The organism is Sporosarcina sp. ACRSL, assembly GCF_022346605.1.
Classification (GTDB): domain Bacteria; phylum Bacillota; class Bacilli; order Bacillales_A; family Planococcaceae; genus Sporosarcina.
In genome coordinates this window covers 431,849-453,819 of the sequence record NZ_JAKRNT010000001.1, presented here as the reverse complement: position 1 = coordinate 453,819, position 21,971 = coordinate 431,849, and the positions used below count along the sequence as shown (strand labels likewise).

Sequence of the window (21,971 nt, the reverse complement as noted above, 5' to 3'; positions counted from 1 at the left end):
ACCCCTTCCCCTTTTTCGATAAACATCAAATTACTATTTTGCCTCTGGAAACATCCGATTTAGTCCTGTCGTAAACTCATCAAAAAAACCTTCTACTGGTTCACCAGAACGGATTTGATTTCCATATTCGGTCAACCGGTTGGCAACGTCTGGATTGAATGATACGTATACATTGTTGAAATCTGTACGGACACTTCGAACCTCATCCGCAATTTTCCTTTTCAATTCTTCGTTTTCTGTAGTGCCATTCTTCAATACGACACCGACATATGCATTTCGATCCGTTACGAGAACGTTCGCACTATCCACTTCATTCATTGCAGCAATTTTATCGGCCGCATCATCAGCGACTTCCACTTTAGACTCGTTCCTACCATTTTCTGCGTTATTGTTGTTCGTATTATTAGTTCCTGCAGCCGATTCACCGGTACCGTTGTTGTCCGTGTTGCTTTGGCTGTTCGTCCCGCTTCCTTGCGTATGTGTCGTATCCCTATTGGCTGCACACCCTATGAGAGAAAGCATAAGCACCAACGAAATCGGAAAAACCGCTAATTTTTTCATTATTCTCGTCACTCCTTGTCATATAATCATCGATAGAATGTGTAACTTTTCTTCTTCTATTCGGGTTTTTTCGCTTTTTAAGCAAAGAAAAAACGGATGGCAATTCCACCCGTTTAAATCATTAATATTTTGAGCCGCTGTCACCGTATTCTTCCAGTAATTCCGCAAAGCTTTTGTTCTTTTCACGTTCTTTTCGTTCCCGTCTTAGCTGTTCTTGACGCTCCGCTTCTTCGGCTTCGATTTTTGCCGTCATTTCTTTTTTGGCATCTTTCAATTTCAGTAAAACGTCACTATCAAGTGCATCAGAAAGCGTCATTTTTTCGTTTTCCTGCTTAACAGCTACTATTGTCTTTGATTTCTTCTTTGCCATATAGTTGTCCCACCCACTTTCGTTTTAAGGAAGTTGGACGATTGTTGCGACGCCTTGTCCGCCACCGATACATAATGTAGCAAGACCTGTTTTAGCATCGCGCCGTCTCATTTCATGAATTAATGTAACAAGGATTCTAGCACCACTTGCCCCGATTGGATGGCCTAGGGCGATTGCTCCGCCATTCACATTCAATTTATTTTTATCGAAATTCAATTCACGATCGACTGCGAGTGATTGTGCAGCGAAAGCTTCATTAGCTTCGATGAGATCTATATCCGCAAGATCCATGCCTGATTTCTCAAGTACGTTTTTCACTGCTTGAACAGGTCCGATACCCATTACAGCAGGATCGACACCAGCGTTTGCGTTTGCAGTCAAGATCGCTAACGGTGTGATCCCTAATTCATCCGCTTTTGCCTTTGACATGACAACAAAAGCGGCAGCACCGTCGTTTATTCCGGATGCATTGCCCGCAGTTACACTGCCGTCTTTCTTGAATGCAGGTCTCAATTTTCCTAATTTGTCAGTTGTCGTTCCCAGTTTTACGTACTCGTCTGTGTCGAACACAATTGGTTCGCCTTTACGTTGAGGAATTTCTACAGGAACAATTTCTTCCTTGAACTTTCCGTTTTCTATCGCAGCGGCAGCTTTTTCCTGGGATGCAGCCGAAAACGCGTCCTGTTCTTCCCTCGTAATTGAATAACGATCGCATAGATTTTCCGCCGTAATTCCCATATGATAATCGTTGAAAGCGCACCATAGTCCATCTGAAATCATACTGTCAACGAGCTTCTGGTCACCCATCTTAAACCCATCTCTAGCATTCTTCAGTAAATGCGGTGCTTGACTCATATTTTCCATACCACCTGCAACAACGATATCGGCATCGCCTGCAAGTATTGCTTGTCTCGCCAAGTGGACTGCTTTCAAACCGGAACCACATACTTTATTGATTGTCATAGCAGGAACGGTTTCAGGCAAACCGGCTTTGATAGCCGCTTGTCTCGCAGGGTTTTGTCCAAGTCCTGCCTGCAACACATTCCCCATAATCACTTCATCCACATCTTCCGCCTTTACGCCAGATCGCGAAAGTGCCTCCTTAATTACAATCCCGCCTAGCTCACTTGCAGATACATCTTTCAATGATCCTAAAAAAGATCCAATCGCTGTACGTACAGCGCTTACAATAACTACTTCGTTTGACATTACGAATCCCCCTATCTTTTTTCATGTTCATAATTACGTAGATTTCTTTATTCCGCATTGCCCTTTTTTGCACCCCTTCAGTACAATATATACAGGAGGGATGATATGTTCATTTTACCAAAGAACGTTACAATTATCGAGGTTGGACCTAGAGATGGTCTTCAAAACGAAAAAAATCATGTCGGTGAAGAAGAAAAATTGGAATTCATCCATTTACTACAATCTGCAGGAATCAAGGAAATGGAACTTACTTCCTTTGTCTCACCGAAATGGGTGCCCCAAATGGCGGATGCGAAAAACATCGTAGAAAAAGCAAAAAAGATAGGACGACAATTTGTACTGGCGCCGAATGAAAAAGGGGCGGATTTAGCAATCGAAGCAGGTGCCGAAAATATTGCCGTCTTTGTAGGGGTCAGCAATACGTTTAATAAGAAAAACATTAATCGTACGACTATTGAAAGCATGAATTCACTTGAACTTGTCATCGCAAAATTGAAAAGTGATGGCATCTTCGTAAGAGCATGCATTTCTACTGCGTTTTATTGTCCGTATGAAGGGAAGATAGAGATTGAAGAAGTTAGCAAGCTTTGCAGCCGATTCATTTCCATGGGGGTGGATGAGTTAAGTGTTGCGGATACAATTGGGATGGCAAATCCGATGGAAAGCTATGAATTGTTCAATCGACTAAAAGATCTTTTCCCTGATGTCCTTTTGACGGCTCATTTCCACGATACGCGTAAAATGGCAATTGCTAATATTTTTGCGGCAATGCAAGCAGGCGTCAATCGTTTTGATACTTCAGCAGGAGGCCTCGGAGGATGTCCTTTTGCTCCTGGCGCAACAGGGAATGTAGCGACAGAGGATGTCGTTCATATGCTTCATTCGTTAGGCATTGAAACAGGAATTGATGTAGAAAAGATTTGTGAGGCAGTTGGAATGATAGCTCCTCATGTTTCGCATCCTATCGAAACAGGAATGTACAAATTGTACAAAAATCGCAGTAGTTGAAGGAGTTGAGGTTGATTGAAACGGCGCTTCCTTTATATAACAGGCATTATTGGAAGCATATATACCGCCATACTGACAGTTCTTGGTTTTTATGCGGCAAATCGGTTAATGTTTATGAAGTTGAAAGACCATGATTTAATCGTCAAACGTGAAATCCTTGCAAAGCGTTTTGATGAGCATTGGTATGAAACCGTACGCAAAGTAGACTTTTGGGTCGATTCTCCAAATGGTTATCCATTGCGTGCGGTTTTTTTACAGCCGCTTGAGACGACAAGAACGATGATTATATGTCATGGCGTAACGGAAAATAAAATTAACTCGATTAAATACGCAAGATTGTTTGAACGATTAGGATTTAATTCTGTCATTTATGATCATCGGAGACATGGTGATTCTGGAGGAAAGACGACAAGCTTCGGCTTTTATGAAAAAATTGATTTGAATGCGTTAGTATCTGCTGTACGCGACCGCATCGGCAAACGAGCATTACTCGGGATCCACGGTGAATCGATGGGAGCAGCGACAACGATCTTGTACGCTGGAGAATTTGAAGATGAAGTCGACTTTTATATTGTCGATTGTGCTTTCTCCGATTTCACCGAACAGATTCTTCATATTTTACGCACGACTACGCCTCTTCGCTCATCAATGACATTACGTGTCGCCAATCTATTTTTGAAAATTAGGGACGGTTACACGACGAATCTTGTTTCACCGAGAGAAGTCATCGGAAATATTAAAAAACCGATGTTGTTCATCCATAGTATGGAGGATGATTTTATTTTGCCGGAGATGACGAAAGAGTTGTATGAATTGAAGGAAGACAAGAAGATGTTGAGGCTGTTCGATAAAGGGGCTCATGCAAAATCATTTAATGAGAACCCGGAGGAATATGAAAAGGAAGTTTTGCGCTTCCTACATAATTTCGGCTTTGCGACTTATTGAAAAATAAAAAGACCTTCTGCTTCTGAATTTCAGAAAGGAAGGTCTTTTAAATTGTGGCTCTGTAAACGTTGATTTGCGCTCCAGGCGGACGCTTTCCACGGGCGTCGCTTCAGCCAATCGAACAGCGAACGGTTCGATTGGCCGTATCTCTGCGCCTTTTGCAGAAATTAAGGCAGCCTCCATATCCAGCTCGCTTTGGGTCGCAAAAAACATTGCTCGCAAACACCGTTCTTCGTAACGGTGTTCGCTTATCCCCTAGGAGTCGCCGCCTTCCACTCCAATCAACTAAGTGTCTTCCTATAACTTTTTTCAACGATACGCGCCTGATTGAATTAAACAATAAATCAGCAATTATAGGTTCTTTAAACTTGAGATTACCTGGTTGCCAAACATTTGAATGTCTTTTATATAATCAAATCCTAAGTTGTCGTGTGCATGTAGACTGTTGAACATTCTAACGGCAACTGCGTTATATTCGGGAATGACAGTGCAGGAACACTCTGACGCCCCTAGTATTTGATATGAACCGTCTGGTAACTCTGAACCTAATTCGTTGTAATCAACAGATACTTCTCCATCTTTAACCCACCATAAAAAACCGAACTTTGGAAGATGTTCAGGTAAGGTATTAGGGCTTTGAATCGAAGTAGTGAGATTAAAAACCTCCTGCGGAATTATCTGTTTACCTTCAACTTTACCTTTTTGTAAATGTAAATTTCCCCAAAACGCCAAATCCCTTGCACTTACATATAAATTTCTTTCATCACCTATATTTGAACCAATTCTCAATGTAGGATAATTTTTAGACGTATCTATATCACATACTAAATTGTTATTCCCTTCAGTTACCCATCTGCTGTTAGTCCAGTTTAAAGGGGCAAACACCCTATTCGTGATGATCTCATTTACTGTTTTCCCAGTAGCTTTATATAGGATTTTCGCTAAGATTTCTGGTCTTTTCCCCTCAATACCAGTGCCTTCGTCAAAGGAACGGTAGACGCCTCCATTTTCAAATTTCAGACCCGTACACCTTGTGACTAAATGTCTAATCGTTGTTTCTCCTAGAATATCTTCATTATATTCATTTAAATAGTCACTTAATTTACTATCCAAATCTAAAAAACCCTCATAGATCGCCAAAGCAATTGCCAATCCAACGTAAGTGACTCTAACCGAATACACATTGAACCAGGATTCTTGATTTATTTTTTTTGCCCCTTCTTCAAAATGGTGATATCCCGAATACGACTCGTGTACTATTTTGTTATCTTTTATAATAACCAACGCAGAGCCTGAGGCGTGCATATCTTTTCTCACGTTTTCGGTATATGTGGTAATTTCATTAAAAACATCTTTATGTAAACTTAGTTTCATCCCAGAATCCACCCTTTCATTAACTAGAGCTGAAAAACACATATACAGACAAAATGAACGCCCTCTCTGTAAGGAAGGCGTTTAAATAGAAACCTATAAAAATTATTTTGATAATGCAAGTTTTATATGGGCCAAGTGATGATTTTCGTGCCAAGCTAATTTTGCAAGTTTAGTCGCAACTGTTATTTCTCCGTTTTTCGAGTGTATAAAAGTCCGATCCAATTGCTCTTCAGCTATATTGTTTCCTAAAAATACGATGCGCTCATTGATTCCTTCCAACATTTTAATGGAACTTTCCACGGGGAGCTGTGTATCGGGTTGAATAGCCCACTGTTCTTCATCAAAGGCTGGTACTGTTGGATTTTTATCCGTTAGGGCTAGCTTTAAACGTTGATACATGTTCAACTGGGAATCCGCAATATGATGAACAAGTTGACGAACTGTCCACGCACCTTCACGATATGTCTTGCTCAATTCCTCATCATTTAACGGGTCAACAACTTCTCTTAATCGAATCGTGTACGTTTCGATTTCTTTTAGCCATTCTTGAACATTTTCTAAGGTTACGTTGTCAGGAACTTGCAATTTGCCAATTGGATATTTTACGTCCATTTCAATTCCCCTTTTCCGTATATATTTTGTTATTTATTACATATTCCATTGCAGGCTATTATACCATATATGAAGCTCTTATTATCGAATAATTCATTTAAGTGGAAAATAATACACCTTCCTAAAAACTTAGGAAGGTGTATCTATCATTCTGCTATTAATCCTGTATTAAACAAAAAACAATTTGTTAGTTCAAGCTCACTGATGCTTCATAGGCAGTCTTCATATAATCCTTGAATGCCTCCGCCTTCAATGGTCTACTGTAATAGTATCCTTGTCCAAAGATAGTACCGTCTTCACAAAGTTCATCAACATGTTCCTTTATTTCGACCCCTTCTGCAATGACACTTAACCCAATAGAGTTTGCTAAGTTTATGATTGCTTTCGCAATTTCCTTGCTTTCTCTATTTGTATGAATGTCCTTCACAAACGATTGGTCAATTTTCAATGTATCAATTGGAAGTTCTTTTATATAAGTTAAGGAACTATACCCCGTTCCGAAATCATCTATTGAAATACGAATTCCTAGTTTTTGAATTTCCTTTAAAACAGGCGCAATACTCTTAACATTGGCCAAGACACTTTCGGTTATCTCCAATTCAAGCCTGCTTGGATCCAGTCCTGTTTCGTGTAAAATCGATGTGACTTTAGTAATAAAATCTGATTCCTCCAACTGACGGACCGATATATTGACGGATAATACTAGTTGTGGAGTATTCTTGTTTTGCCACGCATGTGCTTGAATACAACTTTCCTTAAGAATCCATTCTCCCAACGGAACAATCAACCCCGTTTCTTCCGCTAAGGGGATGAATTTACCAGGTGGAATGATCCCCAAATCCGGATGTTCCCATCTGACTAATGCTTCCATGCCAATCAACTCATTCGTGGACATATTAATTTTCGGTTGATATTCCAAGTAGAATTGTTGCTCTTTGATCGCCTGTCTCAATGCATTTTCTAGTATTCGACGTTCCAAAGATTGATGTTCCATTTGTTGAGTAAAGAACATATAATCATTTTTACCTCGTTCTTTTACATAATAAAGTGCAGTGTCCGCATTTTTGATCAGTTCTTCTGAAGATTGCCCGTGTGTTGGATAGTGTGCCACGCCAATACTGCAAGTAAGTTTAACATCTTGGCCAATTTCGTTTATAGGATTTTGAATCTGATCTACTATCGCCTCGACAATTGTGATGACATCTTTTTCATCCTGCACATCTTTCAATATGATAACAAATTCATCTCCGCCAAATCGGGCTGCGATGTCTGTTGATCGAATAACAGAACATATCCGTTTTGCTGCCGCTTTAAGAACAATATCACCTGCTTCATGTCCCCAATGATCATTGATTTGCTTGAAATTATCCAGATCAAGAAAAAGTACGTAAAACGGAGATTTTGATAATTTCCTATTGACGATCTCATTTCGTAACTCATTCATTAACGAACGCCGATTCGGAAGTTTTGTCAAAGAATCATGAAAAGCCAATTGATAAACAGCTTTTTCCGCATCTTTCCGCTCACTAATATCACGCATGACGATTAAGAGTAATTCGTCTTCCTCCGAAAGAAAATGTTCGTCGATCGTAATGATATTAGCTTCTACATCCATATAATTTCCATTTTCACGACGAAATCGGAATTCGCATTTCAAAGTCTTCTTTATCGTTCTACCAAAATAGGTTTTTATGTCATTTCGGATTCCGTGTTCGTCATCTTGATGGATTTTCTCAAAGAAATTGCTGTTTTGAAGTAAAGAAATTTTATATTGCAATTCATTTTCAAATGATGGAGATGCGTAATGAATTTCACCATTTCGATCAATGATCGCAACAAAGTCAGTCAGGTTTTCGGCAATCACCTGATGGATTTGATTGCTAATTGTATGATGATCCAATTGATTGTCTTCGATTGAAGTTGAATGTTCTACTTTGGCTGTATTTGAAAAACCGCCATTTTGCTCGTTTAATTCCAACTCAACTTTAATTTTGACCTCCTTACCAACTAGTACCCCACCGGTCTCCAGTACTGCATTCCACATTAGGTTAAATTCTTCACGATTAATCGTCGCTTCTGCTTCATAGCCGTAAACTAAGATTCCCTGTGGGTTTATAGCTTTACCACCAAACTTTACGTCAAATGTAATTGGTTTCGTAACACCTTTAATCGTCAAATCGCCCGTTACTTGATATCCATCGACGTTCTTCAGAATACTCGTAGATTTGAAGTCGATCACAGGGTAATTGTCAACATCGAAAAAGTCTGCTGACCTTAAATGTGCATCTCGCTCTTGATGCTTAGTGTTTATACTGTTTCCGTTAAATTGGAATACGATGTTTGCAGTTGTTAAATCATCTATATCATCAGCTTCTATGTTGGCTGTAAAGGAGTCGAATTGACCTCTTACCTTAGATACCATCATATGTTTCACTTCAAATCCAACTACGGAATGCGCGTGGTCCACAATCCAGTTTCCCATCTGCTAACTCCTTTCCCTGTGCTTTTAAAATTGGCCCGTACAATAATATGCTTTGTTCAGTTTATTACTTTGTATATGTATTTACTTGAACTAATTTACTATTCGGATGATGCTGTATGGGCCTTTTAACCTTTGATATTATCATTTCTACTTTACCAACCAATCTCTCAAAACACAATAAACACATCTTGAATTCAAGTCATCTTGTTACAAAGGAGAATCATTTAGTTGCTTTAGCAGTTGATGCACTCCATGAGTTCATAAGAAATGTCAAAATGGCTATTGCTGTCTTCAAATAAAAAACCACTTTCCTGATTAATTACATCAGTCAAAAGTGGTTTTTTGTCGATTGAATCACTTACTAGATAGTTTATAAACAAAAAATCGAATGCAGAAGGAAGCTTGTCCTATGAAGAATAAGCTAACTTATTTTTTCTTACCTGCATTGTCATTTAACTTGTTCATTTGTGCCATCATTTGATTAATCTTCTTTTGTGAAGGTTTTTGTCCCATTTGCATCATCATCATACGTAACATTTGTTCATTGATTGGCGGGTTTTCCTTCAAATATTTCATCATATATTGACGTGCGATGAAAAATCCGAGGGCCACACCTGCGATTAGCGCGACGATGACTATGAGGATCCACCAAGTCGTTCCCATCCGCTATACCTCCTTCACTACCGTAATTCGAGAATACTCTACCATGATGGATTATACAACAAAGGGATGGCGGATAGCAATGACTGGCAGTAAATAATTCGAGAAGAATCCGTATAGACAATTTTTAAAATAAGATTGTCCTATCTTTCCCGAGTTGGTTCTCCTGCTTTACGGGTTTCAACCAGCCCCACTCCCCATGCTTGTCCATCACTGCAAAGAAACGATCATCAGACCCGGACAAAGCGACAAACAGATCTAGGTCCAACATGCGTGAGCCATCGCAGTACGCTTGCAGGGAATAAGGTGTTAGCGAAATATGAATGGAACCTTTCATCGGATGCGACAATTTATATTCACCATCATCACTTTCGACCGTCGTAAAACTTTTTCCCAAATGACTAAGGATTGCTTGGTCAATCGCGGATTCCTCGATTTCATCGCATAAATACTGAACTTCCTGCAAGGGATTCTCCTGTGCATGATCTTTTAGCAATTCATAAAGAAGTCCTTCCCTGCCTAGAATAAATGATTGGTATCTTTCTTTTACTTTATAAATATCATAAGTTCTCATGACCATCCCTCCTTTTACATAGTCTAACCTAACCAAAGTAAAAAGTTTGTCAAAACACGGTAAAGAAAGACACTATTGTTGTCGAAAGTTTTCCAATAGTAAGTTAAATAGTCGTTGAAAAATGCCGCTTCGGAAAAAGTGCATTACCTATTCCGAAGCGGCATCCATTAGTTACGACCGAGGATCGTTTTCATTTCTCGAACTACATTTTCTTCTGTGAAGCCATATTCTGCAATGACTCTTTCGCCTGGTGCACTTGCACCGAACGTGTCAATTGACATGACGCCGCCTTCGTCTCCGACATATTTATGCCAGCCGAGGGATGCGCCCATTTCAATAGATAGGCGTTTTTTAACTGCTTTTGGCAGTATACTTTCTTTATATTGCTCATCTTGTTGCTCGAACAAGTCCCATGAAGGCATGGACACGACGGACACATCAATTCCTTGTTCTTGGAGTTTCGCTTGCGCTGCAACTGCAAGATTTACTTCGGAACCTGTCGCAATAAGAATTCCGTCAGCCACATCCTTGTTTGCTGGAGAAATTACATAGGCACCGCGTTTTACGCCATCCATCGCAAGTTCACCGGATTTCGGCAACACTTGTAAATTTTGACGGGAAAGCACTAGCACTGTCGGTCGATTCTTCGAGGAGACCGCGATATTCCAAGCAGCTGATGTTTCGTTGCCATCTGCTGGACGGATGACAGTCAATCCAGGCATTGAACGAAGAGATGATAAATGTTCAACCGGTTCATGTGTTGGGCCGTCTTCACCGACCGCTACACTGTCATGTGTAAATACGTACGTGACAGGCATACCCATAAGTGCAGACAATCGGATTGCTGGTCTCACATAATCGCTGAACACGAAGAATGTTCCGCCGAATACATGCAGTCCACCGTGGAGCGCCATTCCGTTCAAGGCTGCCCCCATCGCAAATTCACGTACACCAAACCAAATATTACGACCTTTGTAATCGCCTGGTAGGAAATCACCTGCACCTTTGATTGTTGTCTTATTAGAACCTGCAAGGTCTGCGCTTCCTCCAAAGAAAGAAGGTAACACTTTTGCAATGGCATTGATTGCTTCTCCTGATGCGGAACGTGTTGCATGGGAGGAGCCTGCTTCATACGTTGGAAGTGCTTCTAGAAGCCCTTCAGGCATGTCACCTTTAATAGCTGCTTTCAATTGAGTAGCTAAATCGGCATGCTCACTTTCGTATTGAGCGAACAGTTCATTCCACTGTTGTTCCTTCTGAACACCCAATTCATCGGTAGCCTCTTTGAATGTCTCATAGACGCCTTCAGGAACGCAGAAATCTTCTTCATACGTCCACTTGTAGTATTCTTTCGTAAGCTTCATTTCATCTTCGCCAAGAGGCGCACCATGGACGTCTGCTTTACCGGATTTATTCGGTGAGCCATATCCGATAACAGTCTTCACTTCGATCATAGTAGGACCGCCTGAATTGCCTTTCGCCTCTTCAATCGCTTTAGAAATTAGTTCGACATTATTGCCGTCTTCAACACGGATATAGTTCCAGCCGTATGATTCGAATCGTTTACGGATGTTTTCCGTAAATGACATATCTAATTCTCCGTCCAATGAAATGTCATTACTATCATATAGGACAATCAATTTGTCCAATTGCAGATGGCCTGCAAGGGAAATCGCTTCTGCTGCCACACCTTCCATAAGGTCGCCGTCTCCGCAGAGTGCGTACGTATAGTGATCTACAATATCGAAACCTGGACGGTTATAAATTGCAGCCAAATGCTTTTCGGCCATAGCCATTCCTACCGCCATACCGATTCCCTGTCCAAGTGGACCAGTTGTTGCTTCAACCCCTACGGTATGTCCATATTCCGGATGACCAGGAGTTTTCGACCCCCATTGTCTGAAGTTTTTCAACTCCTCCATCGGGAGTCCATATCCGCTCAAGTGAAGCAGGCTATATAACAGCATGGAACCGTGACCTGCTGATAAAACAAAACGGTCGCGGTTAAACCAATTTGGATTCGAAGGGTTGTGATGCATATGCTTCGTCCAGAGAGTATAAGCCATCGGAGCAGCTCCCATCGGTAATCCCGGGTGGCCGGAATTCGCTTTCTCAATCGCGTCGATGGATAACGTCCTAATTGTGTTTATTGCTAATTGGTCAATCTTTTCGGTCATTCAGAACATCCTTTCCCATGCTTATCTTATAGTTGCAATTGTTATACCATCTATAGTGTAGTCAATCTATAGATGAAATACAATCCATCCTATGTTCGGTTGGTCAATTCAGGAACTTTTTATTACGCGCGTCTTTTACTTTTTCTGGGGTGACGTCGTTGCCTTGTGGGTCGATGACTTTGACATTTTCGATTGTGTCGCGCATGGATGACCGGAATGATTCCAAGTATTCTTTACGCAGCTTTGTCTGTTCTTTTGCTTCTTCAATTGACAAGCCGATCGTTTTTGATTTTTTCGACAGTTCGTTGATTCGTTTAATTTTATCTTTTGATAACATCGAATTCCTCCAGTTGTATTCTCCACATAAAAACATATAGTGGATTTCATTAAAAAGCATACTTTGAAGGTATACAAAAAGAGCAGGAAGTGCAACCAATCAGCCTTCCTGCTCTACTTCGTATTCTTTATATCTGCGATGGACGGTCGCTTTGCTAACGTTATGGCCGAGGCCTTTCAAGACTGTCGCAATTTCTTCAAATGTTAGACCTTTTTGTCGCAATGAAACGATTTCACTTAGTGGCACTTCGATTCGTTCGCGTCCTTCGAGATTTCCTTTGTTTTTAAGATTCCGTTCTGGTCTGTATCCTTCGCGAACAGCACGCTTCATACCCCTTCTGATTTTGGCATTGTGCAGTTTACGTTGATATTCTTCCACAATTGCTAGTATTTCTAACAGCATCGTATCCATCTCATTCAATTTCAATGCTCCGCTATCGGTATTCGTAATAACTGTTGTATTCGTCTTTGCAAGCAAATGCAAAATGGCAACTCTTGCGTTTCCTCTACCGAGTCTTGTTTCGTCTTGTATGAGCACTGCATCGATTTCTTCATCACGAATGCAGTCTAATAAGTCGAGCAATCCTTCACGTTCCATGTCGTAACCGCTATGTTTTTCTTTGAAAATATGTACGGGTACTAACCCAAGGTCATCTGCAAGCTTTTTTAATTCCTCTTCTTGCCTTGATAAGGATGTTTCTTGCTCCTCTTTTTCAGTACTCACACGGCAATAGATGGCGCATGTCTTTTTTTTATTTGTCATTATTCTTCTCCTGCCAATTCGACCATCATCGTATCTGGAAATATAGGATTATTCGATGGCAATTTCAATGTTTCTCCTGATTTTATTAATGTGGTTTGCAAGTCATTTAGCTCCATGACATTCGCTATCCATCTTTTTGGATCTTCATCATTGGAATGGTATTGTGCTAATCCCCAAAGCGTATCACCTTCCGATATTGTAATTTCTACGAATGAATTCGATGTTGACTTCGCTTCTTTCATGACACCTGCAATCGTAAAAGCGGTACAAAGGAATACTATTAATAGGATATAGCCGTATTTTTGAATGAAAGTCATAATAAAACCCCTCCTAGAATGTTTGTTCGGAATACTTGTTCCCATTATAGGATAGGTATTTTGAGAAGTCAACAAATTCTCGAACCTTTGTTTGCCAATTGCCCGAACACCTGTTATACTCTTGGTAAGTAATAATTGAGGTTGTGGACATGCGTTCGTAAATTGCAAATCAATGAACCTATTAATTGGAGGGGTGGAAAGATGAAAAAAATCTCAAAGAGACAGCAGGATATTCTTACGTTCATTAAAGATGAAGTAAAACTAAAAGGGTATCCGCCTTCCGTTCGTGAAATCGGGGAAGCTGTCGGACTTGCATCAAGCTCAACGGTGCATGGTCACCTAGCCAGACTGGAAAGTAAAGGATATATCCGCAGAGACCCGACAAAACCGAGAGCGATTGAGGTATTGGATCCAGAAGGTCTAACGGCCCTTAAATCGGGAGTGGTCCATGTTCCGCTTGTTGGGAAGGTTACCGCCGGCTTGCCGATCACTGCAATTGAGAACATTGAAGAATACTTTCCGTTGCCAGATACGTATGGTACAACGGACGATAAACTATTCATGCTTGAAATTGTTGGAGATAGTATGATAGAGGCTGGGATTCTAAATGGAGATTATGTCGTTGTCAAACAGCAGCATACAGCGAATAATGGAGAAATTGTAGTTGCTATGACGGAAGAGGACGAGGCGACGGTGAAACGCTTCTTCAAAGAAAAAGATTATTTCCGTTTGCAGCCTGAAAATGAATCGATGGAACCGATCATCGTTAATTCAGTTTCCATCCTTGGAAAAGTCGTCGGCGTCTATCGTCAAATTCATTAATGATCAAAGAGAATGGGACTGTCTGGAAAGTCGATGAATCGACTTTCCTGGCAGTCTTTTTATTATAGGGTGGTATTTTTTGATCACATGTGGAGGTTTATTAGCACTTGCGGGGTTTTATGATCACTTGGCGGGATTTATGATCACTTAGCGCGATTTATGATCACTTGCCTAGTTTTATGATCACTTAGCGGGATTTATGATCACATGTCGGCTTTTATGATCACTTATCGGCTTTTATGATCACTTATCGGGTTTTATGATTACTCATACTAACTAATGGATCGAGGCTGTCCAGAAAGTGAGTGAAAACTAATCTTTCTGGACAGCCCCATCCTCTTTTCATTTCATTTATTCATCATGTCTTGTTTCAATAGCTTGTCCATCGATGACATAACAGCTGACTTGACGTGTTCGTATGTCAAGCCCCCTTGAACATAAGCCGTATACGGCGGGCGGATGGGTCCATCGGCTGTAAGTTCAATGCTAGAGCCTTGTATGAATGTACCTGCTGCCATGATGACATCGTCAGAATAACCTGGCATATACGATGGTTCAGGTGCATAGTGCGCATTGATCGGGGAATTTTCCTGGATTGTTTTGCAAAAAGCGATCATTTGATCAGCATTGGTGAAATTGACAGACTGTATCAAATCTGTACGCGAAGCCGAATAATGCGGAGTCGTATCGAATCCGAAGCTGTCAAGGAAACCAGCCGTAAATAAAGCGCCTTTTACCGCTTGACTGACGACATGCGGGGCAATAAAGAATCCTTGGTACATTTCTAAAAGTGTATCAAGAGATGCACCTGCTTCCGCACCAATTCCTGGTGAAGTCATCCGGTATGCACATTTTTTCACAAGATCTGCACGACCCGCGATATACCCGCCAGTTCTTGCAAGTCCCCCACCCGGATTCTTGATAAGGGATCCTGCCATCAGATCTGCTCCGACTTCAACCGGCTCTTGTGTTTCAACGAATTCGCCATAGCAATTATCGACGAAAACGATAATGTCGGGGTTAATCGATTTGACAAATCGGACCATCTCTTCGATCTCTTTAATATGGAAGGATGGACGATCCGAATAACCTTTCGATCTCTGGATGCCGACCATTTTCGTCTTGCTATGGATATTTCTGTTTACTTCATCGAAATGAACAGAACCGTCTTCCTTTAGATCGACATGTTTATATGTGATTCCATAATCAATGAGTGACCCAGTATCCTCACCGTTTCCGGAAACAATCAATTCGAGTGTATCGTAAGGTTTACCCGTTATATAAAGAAGTTCATCCCCCGGTCTTAGTACGCCGAACAAACTTAGTGAAATAGCATGTGTGCCAGAAATGATCTGATTTCGAACGAGACAGGCTTCCGCTCCAAAAGTGTCCGCGTATACTTGTTCGAGTACATCCCTACCACTGTCATCATAACCATATCCAGTTGATCCGGTCAGATGAAAATCGCTCACCATGTTTTTACGGAAGGCAGCGAGCACTTTTCTTTGATTAAAAAAAGCCGTCTTTTCCACTTCTTTAAAATAAGGGATCAGTTTTTGTTCAGTTGCCTCCGCATTTCTTTCGATTTCGGAAGCAAATTCATTTATCTTCATTTCCATTTCCTCATTCCTACAAATAGTCACTAGTATATCTTATCAGTCTGATGAAATAGGTCAATGAAAAATGGTCTGCATTGGCGAAGATACTGTTTTCATATACAATATGCAATATGATATCTTAACCATTTCTGTGCAATGAAGTGGAAATTACATATTTTAACGAGGAGGATCTTAATTGGCTTGGGATGTTTTCAGTTTTATCGGTACTGCGGCTTTTGCCATTTCGGGAGCTCTCGTTGCGCAGGATGAAGAATATGATATTTTCGGTGTGTATATATTAGGTATGGTCACGGCATTCGGTGGAGGGGCAGTTCGGAATATTCTTCTTGGAATTCCGGCTTCCGTATTGTGGAATCAGCATTTCCTTTTCATCGTCGCTTCGATCTTAATTACATTCGTTTTCTTTTTTTCTAAATCGATCATTTCCCATTGGAATCGGTGGGGGACCTATTTCGATGCAATTGGTTTGGCTGCGTTTGCCATTCAAGGGGCAATGCTTGCAGTCGATATGAATATGTCACTTTTTACAGTAATGGTTGCAGCAGTATTGACAGGTGCAGGCGGTGGGGTTATCAGGGATATACTCGCTGGCAGACGCCCCCTTATATTCAAAGAAGATATTTATGCCATTTGGGCGGCTGGCGCTGGATTTTTTGTCGGTAACGGTTTTCACGCCTATGATTGGATGTTATATGGTTTGCTCGTAATAGTCGCAAGCCTTCGTATTCTTTCTTATCATTATCGATGGGCACTTCCTCGCAATGATAAATGGTCACGATGACTTAAAAAAAGGAACAGGCATGATGAGCCTGTTCCTCTGTTGGTACATATGATTGTTATTCCTCTTCCTTTAACACTACCGGTTTCGCTGGCACATACGTCGAAATTGCGTGTTTATAAATCAGTTGTTGCTTGCCGTCCGATTCTAATAGAACGGTGTAATTATCGTATGATTTGATAAGACCTTTCAGTTGAAACCCATTCAATAGGAAAACAGTGACGAACGTATTATTTTTCCGTAATGAGTTCAAAAAAGTTTCTTGCATATTACCTTGCGCCATACACCCCAGCCTCCAATTGCTTCTATATTTCTCTTGCTAATTACTTATTCGATTTCGCTTCTTCAAAACCCTTCAAAATCGATAAAATTCCATCCACAATCTTTTCTTTATTTAAAAGCGCATCAAACCAAGAGATGTTAACTTTGTTCCGGAAGTATGTCATTTGACGTTTTGCGTAATGCCGTGTGTTTTTTTTGATCAAGTCGACTGCTTCGTCTAACGTGATGAGACCTTCAAAATGCTCATAGAGCTCCTTATAACCGATAGCTTGGACCGATTGGACATTGCGGACGCCCTTGTTCCATAATCCTCTCGCTTCCTCCAATAAACCATCATTCATCATTTGATCCACCCGTTGATTGATTCGCTCATAGAGCAGTTCCCGATCCAAGGTCAGGCCAACAATTAGATGATCATATAAAGGTTCTTCACCCGCTCCTTGCTCATGCTCGTTTTTCGTTTTACCTGTCACTTCGATGATTTCAAGCGCACGTACTAGCCGACGATGGTTATTCGGATGGATTTTTTCAGCACTTACAGGATCTATCTTTTGCAAACGATTGTATAGACGCTCTGCGCCGCCTTCCAATTCCAGTTCTTTTTCCAATTCGGCTCTGATCTTTTCATCCCCCGCCTCTTCTGTAAACCTGAAATCGAAGAGGACTGACTGGATATACAATCCAGTGCCGCCAACGATAATCGGTTGCTTGTCCCGACTCCGTATATCTTCTATACAGCTTCTTACAGCCGACTGGTATTCTGCTACCGAAAAAGATTCAGTAGGTTCCTTTATGTCAAATAGATGATGGGGAATCCCTTCTTTTTCATCGTCTGTAATTTTTGCAGTGCCGATATTTAATTCTTTATATACTTGCATCGCGTCCCCATTGATAATTTCTCCATCGAGCCTTTTGGCGAGTTCGATGCTAAGCGACGTTTTGCCGGATGCAGTCGGTCCGACAATTGCGATGACTTTATTTGTTTGTTTCATTCTTCTATTATCCAATCTGTAATGAAATTAAATACTTGTTTCCGATTCACTTCGTTCAACATTTCATGGCGACCGCCTTCATAGAGCATCACCGTTATATTTGTTATTCCGACATCGGTAAATTGCTCAGCAGCCTGCCAAACCCCTTTTCCTTTCAGACCAACAGGGTCATCCAATCCAGATAGGAGTAGGATTGGCAATCCGCTTGGAATTTCCCGTATTTTTTCACGGTCATTGATTTTTGCTAACCCGTCAAACAGATCGATGAAAAAACGGGTTGTCGGAACGAAACCACATAATGGGTCATTTATATATCTCTCTACCGTCTCTTTGTCTTTCGTCAGCCAGTCGAAAGGGGTTCTCGGTTCGCTTACTGTTTTATTGAATGCACCGAACACCAATTTATTTATAAAATAATCGGGTTCATCAAATTTTGTTGCCTTGCCTTTCAGGTAAGCTATTGCTTGTCCGCCGACCCGGCTGAGTCCAGGGTCGCCGGCAGTGCCCGAACAAATCAGTTTGTAAAGATCATTTCCGTATCTTTGCGCGTATCTCCTCGCAACAAATGACCCCATGCTATGTCCGAAAAGGATCAATTTTGGTGTTTGAAATTCATTCCGATAAAAGCCGATGATTTCATGGGCGTCTTCAACGATACGATCGAAGCCTGTCGAATCGCCGAAATGACCCAATTTTCCATTCAATGTTGCGGTCTGACCGTGGCCGCGATGATCATGTGCGGAAACGGCAAAGCCTTCATCTGCGAGATATGCCATAAACTCTTTATACCGTCCAATGTGCTCTGCCATGCCATGCAGCAGATGGATATGTGCTAGCGGTCGATCAGAAGGCCTTGTAAAAACAGTATGGATGGAAAAACCGTCGGACATCTTTATCGTCTTTTCATTCAAACACGCTCACCAACCTTTCCTTCAGCTTCTTTTATCTGTTGCTCCAATTGGGAAAGATAACGCTCTTTCATCTTCGCTGAATAGGAAAGAATCGCGCCAATATAATCCGTCACTGCCTCTTTGTAAAGTTTTGCATAGATCATATTGAAAAAGAGATCACCTTTCCTGCGAATGAAGAAGTCCGATGGTGTCATTGCCATTTCGTGATGAATCGCATAGAGTACTTCCGCTTTCCAAACAGCTGGCAGCTCTGTAGTATCTGTTGAAACAGCACTCACATAGGTAAAGACGTGATCGACATTCGTCCCGTACAAGGAAGCAAGCTTCAGTCCCTCTTCCTTTGTCAGTCCGTATAATTCGGCTTCGTTCGATTTGCTGTTAAGGAAAGCAGCAAACTGTTCTTCGCTTTCAAAGTCTCCGCCCGACAATGGAAGATGCTCTGTTATGCACGGGCCGAATGATGTAGTTGGAAATCGTTGAACGACTTGATCTACAACCGTTTCCGCCATTTTTCGATAGCCGGTCAATTTACCGCCCGCAATTGTAATCAATCCTGTGCCAGATCCCCAAATTTCATCCTTACGTGAAATTTCGGAAGCGTCTTTTCCTTCTTCGTAAATTAGCGGACGGACGCCTGCCCAAGTTGATTCGATATCATTGCGTCCGGCTTTTACAGAAGGGAACATATAGTGAAGGGCTTCTAGGAGATAAGAAATATCCGCCTCAGTCGCAATCGGGTTCGTCAGATCGCCATCGTAAAATGTATCAGTCGTTCCAATATAGGCTTTATTGCCCCTTGGAATTGCGAAAATCATTCTGCCGTCCGGTGAATCAAAATAAACAGCTTGGCGTAAAGGGAAAATTGCCTGGTCGATTACAATATGGGTACCTTTCGTCAACCGTAAACGTTTGTCGTTTGACAATTCATCTTTTGCGCGTATTTCATCCACCCAAGGTCCAGTTGCGTTGACGACTACGGAGGCGCTGATGTCCATTTCGTCGCCTGTGAGCATGTCCCGTACATTGACCCCGGCAACTTTCCCTTCCATATATCGAAACTGCTCCACTTTCATATAATTTAGGCAAAGTGCACCTTTCTGAGCCGCCTTTTTCAATACCTCTATCGTCAGTCTGGCATCGTCTGTCCTATATTCTACATAATGTCCGCCGCCAAGTAAGCCTTCCTCCCGGAGTAAAGGTTCCATTTCAAGCGTCTCTTCAGCAGTCAGCATTTCACGACGTTCCTCTTTTTTCACGCCTGCCAATTTATCATAGACGAATAATCCTGCTGAAGTTGTCAGCTTGCCAAATGAGCCGCCTTTATGGAAAGGGAGAAGCATCCGCTCGGGCTCTGTCACATGGAGTGCATTTCGATAGACGATATCCCTTTCCCTACCGGTTTCCGAAACGATTTTCAACTCCATCTGTTTTAAATAACGCAATCCGCCATGGATGAGCTTCGTCGAGCGGCTGGAAGTGCCTGCCGCAAAATCCTGCATATCAACGAGAGCGACAGATAATCCCCTTGTCACTGCATCTAGGGCAATACCGGCACCGGTAATCCCACCTCCAATGACGAGCAGGTCAAACTGATAGTCGCGCATGAATTGTTTCACTTTCGGTCTTGTGATCGATGATAACATCCTTCGCTTCCCTCCAGTCAAATTTTGAATATCCGTGCTGCCTCTACAGCCTTTTTCCAACCGCTATATAGCGCATCGCGCTCTTCCACTTTCATCTTCGGCAAATACGTCTTTGCATTCGACCAGAGTGCTTCAACAGCCTCGCGGGACTCGAAAAATCCAGTTGCAAGTCCTGCAAGATAAGCAGCACCAAGTGCGGTCGTCTCCAAATAAGCCGATTGCTCTACTTCAATCTGCAGCAAATCACTTTGGAATTGCATGAGGAATGTATTCGCGACAGCGCCTCCGTCTACACGAAGAATATTAATCTCCATATCTGCATCTTTTTCCATCGTCAATAATACATCTTTCGTCTGATAAGCTAATGATTCAACTGTAGCGCGGATAAAATGCTCTTTTTCCGTTCCTCGAGTCAAACCGAATACGGCTCCTCTTGTATCCGAATCCCAATACGGTGTTCCTAGGCCAACGAACGCTGGTACGACATACACACCATCCGTCGAGGCAATTCGTGTCGAATACATTTCTGAATCAGCTGCTTTTTGGAGCATGCGCATCCCATCTCTGAGCCACTGGATTGCGGAGCCTGCAACGAACACACTGCCTTCGAGTGCATATGTAATTTTGCCATCCAACCCCCAAGCAATCGTTGTGAGAAGTCCGTTTTCAGACGTGACCGGTTGTTCGCCTGTATTCATCAACATGAAGCAACCCGTTCCGTACGTGTTTTTTGCCATTCCTTCGTGAAAACAGGCTTGACCGAACAAGGCACATTGTTGATCACCCGCTGCGCCGGCTATTGGAATGGAAGCTCCGAAAAAGACGGATGGGTCAGTGTGCGCGTAGATTTCTGAAGACATTCTCACGTCAGGCAGCATGCCCATCGGAATATCAAGCATGTCACAAAGTTCTTTATCCCACTGCAGCTCATGGATATTGAAAAGCATCGTACGTGAAGCGTTCGAGTAATCTGTAACATGAACTGCACCATTCGACAACTTCCAAATAAGGTATGAATCAATTGTGCCAAAGAGCAAGTCCCCTTTTTCCGCCCGCTCCCGCACGCCTTCCACCTCGTCGAGGATCCATTTTACTTTTGAACCGGAAAAATAAGGGTCGAGTTGCAATCCGGTTTTTTTACGGATGATTTCCCCCAAGCCGTCATTCCGTAACTCTTCGATAATTGATTGCGTTTGTCTTGATTGCCAAACGATTGCGTTGTAAACCGGTTGGCCTGTTCTCTTGTCCCATATGACAGTCGTTTCTCGCTGATTTGTAATGCCGATTCCGTCAATATCTTCCGGTTGATGACCACTTTCGGTAAGAACTTTAGCGATAACGGACAAGACTGAACCCCATATTTCATTAGCATTGTGCTCCACCCAGCCAGGTTTCGGGAATATTTGCTTAAATTCTTGTTGCGCTGTATGGACCATCTCGCCTTTGCGATTAAATAGAATTGCCCGAGTGCTTGTCGTGCCTTGGTCAATCGTTAATATGAACTCACCCATTCCCTGTTCTCCCCCTTGTTCAACT

22 protein-coding genes are annotated in these 21,971 nt (G+C 41.8%); 4 read left to right on the top strand and 18 right to left on the bottom strand.

Translation table 11 applies throughout. From position 1 onward, the window contains the following. Positions 1 to 33 precede the first annotated feature (33 nt). The 3 genes from MHZ92_RS02420 to MHZ92_RS02410 all read right to left on the bottom strand — a co-directional run bounded on the left by MHZ92_RS02420 (position 34) and on the right by MHZ92_RS02410 (position 2,140). Positions 34 to 561, bottom strand: coding sequence for a YhcN/YlaJ family sporulation lipoprotein (locus tag MHZ92_RS02420; protein ID WP_239429907.1), 528 nt, complete (start codon positions 559 to 561; stop codon positions 34 to 36). A gap of 121 nt (positions 562 to 682) precedes the next feature. Then, positions 683 to 931 carry a YqkE family protein gene (locus MHZ92_RS02415; protein ID WP_239429906.1) on the bottom strand — a complete coding sequence of 83 codons (249 nt, stop codon included), beginning with the start codon at positions 929 to 931 and terminating at the stop codon, positions 683 to 685. A 24-nt stretch (positions 932 to 955) separates the two neighbouring features. Then, on the bottom strand, positions 956 to 2,140 hold the full coding sequence (locus tag MHZ92_RS02410) for an acetyl-CoA C-acetyltransferase (protein WP_239429905.1): 1,185 nt from the start codon (positions 2,138 to 2,140) through the stop codon (positions 956 to 958). Between the two features lie 105 nt (positions 2,141 to 2,245). On the opposite strand from MHZ92_RS02410, the gene MHZ92_RS02405 reads away from it, so the two are divergent. Together MHZ92_RS02405 and MHZ92_RS02400 are read left to right on the top strand one after the other, a co-directional pair. Further along, a complete protein-coding gene (locus MHZ92_RS02405) occupies positions 2,246 to 3,148 on the top strand; it encodes a hydroxymethylglutaryl-CoA lyase (protein WP_239429904.1) in 903 nt (300 codons plus the stop codon). A 15-nt stretch (positions 3,149 to 3,163) separates the two neighbouring features. Next, positions 3,164 to 4,093 carry an alpha/beta hydrolase gene (locus tag MHZ92_RS02400; RefSeq protein ID WP_239429903.1) on the top strand — a complete coding sequence of 310 codons (930 nt, stop codon included), beginning with the start codon at positions 3,164 to 3,166 and terminating at the stop codon, positions 4,091 to 4,093. Between the two features lie 351 nt (positions 4,094 to 4,444). Here the strand turns inward: MHZ92_RS02400 and MHZ92_RS02395 are convergent, their stop codons facing one another. From MHZ92_RS02395 to yneA, 9 genes are all read right to left on the bottom strand, one after another. Next, on the bottom strand, positions 4,445 to 5,467 hold the full coding sequence (locus MHZ92_RS02395; protein WP_239429902.1) for a serine hydrolase domain-containing protein: 1,023 nt from the start codon (positions 5,465 to 5,467) through the stop codon (positions 4,445 to 4,447). Positions 5,468 to 5,569: 102 nt separating this feature from the next. After that, on the bottom strand, positions 5,570 to 6,079 hold the full coding sequence (locus tag MHZ92_RS02390) for a YfiT family bacillithiol transferase (RefSeq protein WP_239429901.1): 510 nt from the start codon (positions 6,077 to 6,079) through the stop codon (positions 5,570 to 5,572). Between the two features lie 187 nt (positions 6,080 to 6,266). Beyond that, positions 6,267 to 8,561, bottom strand: coding sequence for an EAL domain-containing protein (locus tag MHZ92_RS02385; protein ID WP_239429900.1), 2,295 nt, complete (start codon positions 8,559 to 8,561; stop codon positions 6,267 to 6,269). A gap of 426 nt (positions 8,562 to 8,987) precedes the next feature. Beyond that, positions 8,988 to 9,224: a YneF family protein gene (locus MHZ92_RS02380; protein ID WP_239429899.1), complete on the bottom strand. Its 237-nt coding sequence runs from the start codon at positions 9,222 to 9,224 to the stop codon at positions 8,988 to 8,990. Positions 9,225 to 9,348: 124 nt separating this feature from the next. Further along, the gene (gene sirA / locus MHZ92_RS02375; protein ID WP_239429898.1) at positions 9,349 to 9,795 is read right to left on the bottom strand and encodes a sporulation inhibitor of replication protein SirA; all 447 of its coding nucleotides are present in this window, start codon (positions 9,793 to 9,795) and stop codon (positions 9,349 to 9,351) included. A 167-nt stretch (positions 9,796 to 9,962) separates the two neighbouring features. Further along, on the bottom strand, positions 9,963 to 11,972 hold the full coding sequence (gene tkt / locus MHZ92_RS02370) for a transketolase (RefSeq protein ID WP_239429897.1): 2,010 nt from the start codon (positions 11,970 to 11,972) through the stop codon (positions 9,963 to 9,965). A gap of 103 nt (positions 11,973 to 12,075) precedes the next feature. Continuing rightward, on the bottom strand, positions 12,076 to 12,309 hold the full coding sequence (locus tag MHZ92_RS02365) for a DUF896 domain-containing protein (RefSeq protein ID WP_239429896.1): 234 nt from the start codon (positions 12,307 to 12,309) through the stop codon (positions 12,076 to 12,078). A 99-nt stretch (positions 12,310 to 12,408) separates the two neighbouring features. Next, on the bottom strand, positions 12,409 to 13,071 hold the full coding sequence (locus MHZ92_RS02360) for a YneB family resolvase-like protein (RefSeq protein WP_239429895.1): 663 nt from the start codon (positions 13,069 to 13,071) through the stop codon (positions 12,409 to 12,411). After that, positions 13,071 to 13,388 (bottom strand): cell division suppressor protein YneA, encoded by a 318-nt coding sequence (gene yneA, locus MHZ92_RS02355; RefSeq protein ID WP_239429894.1) that lies wholly within the window; start codon positions 13,386 to 13,388, stop codon positions 13,071 to 13,073. The genes MHZ92_RS02360 and yneA overlap by 1 nt, the downstream gene beginning before the upstream one ends. A 201-nt stretch (positions 13,389 to 13,589) precedes the next feature. Between yneA and lexA the strand changes: the two genes are divergently transcribed. Then, a complete protein-coding gene (lexA, locus tag MHZ92_RS02350) occupies positions 13,590 to 14,210 on the top strand; it encodes a transcriptional repressor LexA (RefSeq protein WP_239429893.1) in 621 nt (206 codons plus the stop codon). A gap of 347 nt (positions 14,211 to 14,557) precedes the next feature. Here lexA and MHZ92_RS02345 read toward each other — a convergent pair whose 3' ends face one another. Continuing rightward, positions 14,558 to 15,823 carry a methionine gamma-lyase family protein gene (locus MHZ92_RS02345; protein ID WP_239429892.1) on the bottom strand — a complete coding sequence of 422 codons (1,266 nt, stop codon included), beginning with the start codon at positions 15,821 to 15,823 and terminating at the stop codon, positions 14,558 to 14,560. Between the two features lie 181 nt (positions 15,824 to 16,004). On the opposite strand from MHZ92_RS02345, the gene MHZ92_RS02340 reads away from it, so the two are divergent. Beyond that, positions 16,005 to 16,610 (top strand): trimeric intracellular cation channel family protein, encoded by a 606-nt coding sequence (locus tag MHZ92_RS02340; protein ID WP_239429891.1) that lies wholly within the window; start codon positions 16,005 to 16,007, stop codon positions 16,608 to 16,610. A 55-nt stretch (positions 16,611 to 16,665) separates the two neighbouring features. Here the strand turns inward: MHZ92_RS02340 and hfq are convergent, their stop codons facing one another. The 5 genes from hfq to glpK are packed head-to-tail and all read right to left on the bottom strand — an operon-like array spanning position 16,666 to position 21,946. Further along, positions 16,666 to 16,890 (bottom strand): RNA chaperone Hfq, encoded by a 225-nt coding sequence (gene hfq, locus MHZ92_RS02335; RefSeq protein WP_239429890.1) that lies wholly within the window; start codon positions 16,888 to 16,890, stop codon positions 16,666 to 16,668. A gap of 40 nt (positions 16,891 to 16,930) precedes the next feature. Then, positions 16,931 to 17,881 (bottom strand): tRNA (adenosine(37)-N6)-dimethylallyltransferase MiaA, encoded by a 951-nt coding sequence (gene miaA / locus MHZ92_RS02330; RefSeq protein WP_239429889.1) that lies wholly within the window; start codon positions 17,879 to 17,881, stop codon positions 16,931 to 16,933. Then, entirely contained in the window at positions 17,878 to 18,792 is a 915-nt protein-coding gene (locus tag MHZ92_RS02325; protein WP_239429888.1) for an alpha/beta hydrolase, read from the bottom strand. The genes miaA and MHZ92_RS02325 overlap by 4 nt, the downstream gene beginning before the upstream one ends. Next, positions 18,789 to 20,435: a glycerol-3-phosphate dehydrogenase/oxidase gene (locus MHZ92_RS02320; RefSeq protein ID WP_239429887.1), complete on the bottom strand. Its 1,647-nt coding sequence runs from the start codon at positions 20,433 to 20,435 to the stop codon at positions 18,789 to 18,791. The genes MHZ92_RS02325 and MHZ92_RS02320 overlap by 4 nt, the downstream gene beginning before the upstream one ends. A gap of 17 nt (positions 20,436 to 20,452) precedes the next feature. After that, the gene (glpK, locus tag MHZ92_RS02315; RefSeq protein ID WP_239429886.1) at positions 20,453 to 21,946 is read right to left on the bottom strand and encodes a glycerol kinase GlpK; all 1,494 of its coding nucleotides are present in this window, start codon (positions 21,944 to 21,946) and stop codon (positions 20,453 to 20,455) included. Between the last annotated feature and the right edge of the window lie 25 nt (positions 21,947 to 21,971).